Raw genomic sequence first — 2628 nt, 5'->3', positions numbered from 1 at the left:
GGCCACACGGGCCCGCGCTCAGGTCGCGCGGCTCCCGCTCAGATCGCGCGGCTCCCGCTCAGGTCGCGCGGCTCCCGCTCAGGTCGCGCGGCTCCCGCTCAGGTCGCGCGGCCCCCACTGAGGCCACCCGGGCGTTGCTCAGGTCGCGCGGCTCGCGTCCGGGCGCCGCGTCAGCGGCCGCGTGGGGTCACCAGGCCGGACTCGTAGGCGAGGACCACGAGCTGCGCGCGGTCACGGGCGTGGAGCTTGGCCATGGCCCGGTTGATATGGGTTTTCGCGGTCATCGGGCTGATCATCATGTGGGTGGCGATCTCTTCGTTGGACAGACCGTGCGCGACCAGGGCGACCGCCTCGCGTTCGCGGTTGGTCAGCTCCTCCAGCTCCCCGCCGACGCCCCTGTGGATCGGCTGGGTGACGTACCGGTCGATCAGCTTGCGGGTGATCGACGGTGCGAGCAGGGCGTCGCCGCGCGCGGCGACGCGTACGGCGTGCAGGAAGTCCTCCGGCACGATGTCCTTGACGAGGAAGCCGGCGGCGCCGGCGCGCAACGCGTTGAAGACGTACTCGTCCAGGCCGTAGTTGGTCAGGATCACGACGTGCACCCCGGCCAGGGCCGGGTCCGCGGCGATACGCCGGGTCGCCTCGATGCCGTCGACGCCCGGCATCTGGACGTCGATGAGAGCGACGTCGGGCAGGTGTCGCCTGACCAGGGCCAGGCCCTCCATCCCGTCGCCGGCCTCGGCGACCACCTCGATGTCGTCTTCGAGGTCGAGAAGCGCGCGGAATCCGCTGCGGAGGAGTGGCTGGTCGTCGACCAGCAGGACCCGGATCACGGCGTCCGGTCCACCGGGAGTTCGGCGTGGACGGTGAAGCCGCCCTCGCCGCGCGGCTCCGCGCGCAGGTGACCGCCGAGGGCGGTGACGCGTTCGCGCATCCCGAGCAGTCCGACGCCGGGCACGGGCGCGGTGCCGGGCGTGGCCTTTCCGTCGTCGTCGACCCGTACGACCAGGGCGCCTGGACGGTAGTCGATCCGGACCTCCGCGGTGGTGGCGGAGGCGTGCCTGGCGATGTTGGTCAGTGACTCCTGGACGATCCGGTACGCCGTCCGGTCCACCGCGGCCGGCACGTCGTCGCGGTGGCCCTCGATCGTCAGCGTCGCGTCGAGGCCGGTCGTCCGGGCCCGGCGTACCAGGTCCGGGACGTGGTCGAGCCCGCATGCCGGGTTCTCGCCGTCGTCACGCAGGGCTTCCAGGGTCGCCCGCAGTTCCCTGGCCGCCTCACGGCCGGCCTCCCGGATCGCCAGCAGGGCCTCCGGCACCTGTTCACCCCGCTTGCGTGCCACGTGCACGGCGACCTCGGCCTGCACCTTGATGACCGAGATCTGGTGGGTCAGCGAGTCGTGCAGCTCCCGCGCGATGTGCAGCCGCTCCTCGTCGGCCCGGCGCCGCGCGGTCTCCTCACGGGTGCGCTCGGCCTCCTCCGCCCGGCGCTCGGCCTGCCGCAGCGCCTCGCCGGCCGCGCCGGCCGCGATCAGCCAGGCCAGTTCGAGCGCGCCGCGGGCGTGCGCGAGCGCCGCGCCCGTGTCGTGCAGCCCCGACGCCAGGGCCGCGATGGGGAGAGCGGCCAGCATCGTCACACTCGCCGCCACCGTGATGGCGCGATGTCCCGCCCGCATCGCGGCGTACACCGCGAACAGGTACGCGACGGCGGGCACGTCGAAACCGGCCGCCTGGTAAGCCACCGCGCACAGCCCGGTGACCACCAGGACGGGGACCGGCGCCCTGCGGCCCGCGGCCAATGCCAGGCCGCCGGCCACCAGCAGCGTGTAGCCGACCGGATCGAGGCCGGTGGCCTGGTGCTGCTTGGACAGCCCGGTGACCAGCAGCGCCGCCGCCACGCAGACGGCGATCGCCCAGTCTCTGACAACGGGCCGGACTGTCCTCATGCGCGCACCATAGCCGGATGCCGGCGCGGGAGACTCCTCCGGGCGGGTGATCAGCCGCCTACCGCGTCCGCGGTACATCCGCCGCTCCTGCGGCGTCCGCGGCAGCCGGGTGCGGCACCGGCGGCAGCGTCGATCGCCCGCTCGCGGCGGACGACCGGCGGCGGGTCCGGCGGACATGCTCGGGTGACGTTCCGTCGTACGAGGAGAAAGAGCACCCTCATGTCCGTCCGTCACCTGCTTTCCGCCGCCCCGACCGTCCTGCTCGGATACGCCGGGCATGCCACGCCGTCGGCGGCGCATCTCCTGGTCCAGCCGGCCGGCGTCGGCGCCTACGCCATGACCGCCGGACGTCTCTGGGCCCTGGCGGCCATGCTGCTGGGGCTGGTCGGCGTGGTCGTCGGCGGGCTGGCCCTGGCCCGCGCGGCCGGCCGTATCGGCATCGGCAACGCGAGGAGCGGGGCCGTCGTCGCCCTGGGGGCCGCGCTGACGTGCACGGTCATCGGCGGGCTGGTCGTGGCCGCCGCCGACGGCGGTCCCGGCACCGGCTACGGCATAGTCGGGGGCTGGGTCGCCCTGGTGGTGGGGCCGGCCGGCGCGGTCGTCGGCGGGCTGGCCCTGAGCCGTGCCCGGCGCGCCGGCTGACCGGCCGGCTGCCGCCCGCGGGGTCCTCAGCGAGGGGCGAG

At 74.6% G+C, this 2628-nt stretch carries 3 protein-coding genes; 1 reads left to right on the top strand and 2 read right to left on the bottom strand.

Going from position 1 to position 2628, the window contains the following annotated elements:
* Positions 1–170: 170 nt before the first annotated feature.
* On the bottom strand, positions 171–833 hold the full coding sequence (locus tag AB0J39_RS39130) for a response regulator transcription factor (RefSeq protein WP_363474221.1): 663 nt from the start codon (positions 831–833) through the stop codon (positions 171–173).
* Positions 830–1945, bottom strand: a complete 1116-nt coding sequence (locus AB0J39_RS39125) for a histidine kinase (protein WP_363474219.1) — start codon at positions 1943–1945, stop codon at positions 830–832. Before AB0J39_RS39125 ends, AB0J39_RS39130 begins: the two co-directional genes overlap by 4 nt.
* A gap of 219 nt (positions 1946–2164) precedes the next feature.
* Between AB0J39_RS39125 and AB0J39_RS39120 the strand changes: the two genes are divergently transcribed.
* The gene (locus tag AB0J39_RS39120; RefSeq protein ID WP_363474217.1) at positions 2165–2587 is read left to right on the top strand and encodes a DUF6223 family protein; all 423 of its coding nucleotides are present in this window, start codon (positions 2165–2167) and stop codon (positions 2585–2587) included.
* The last annotated feature ends 41 nt before the right edge of the window (positions 2588–2628 follow it).

The sequence above is a fragment of the Microbispora sp. NPDC049633 genome (assembly GCF_040675265.1).
Classification (GTDB): domain Bacteria; phylum Actinomycetota; class Actinomycetes; order Streptosporangiales; family Streptosporangiaceae; genus Microbispora; species Microbispora maris.
This window is presented reverse-complemented; position numbering and strand designations above follow the sequence as displayed.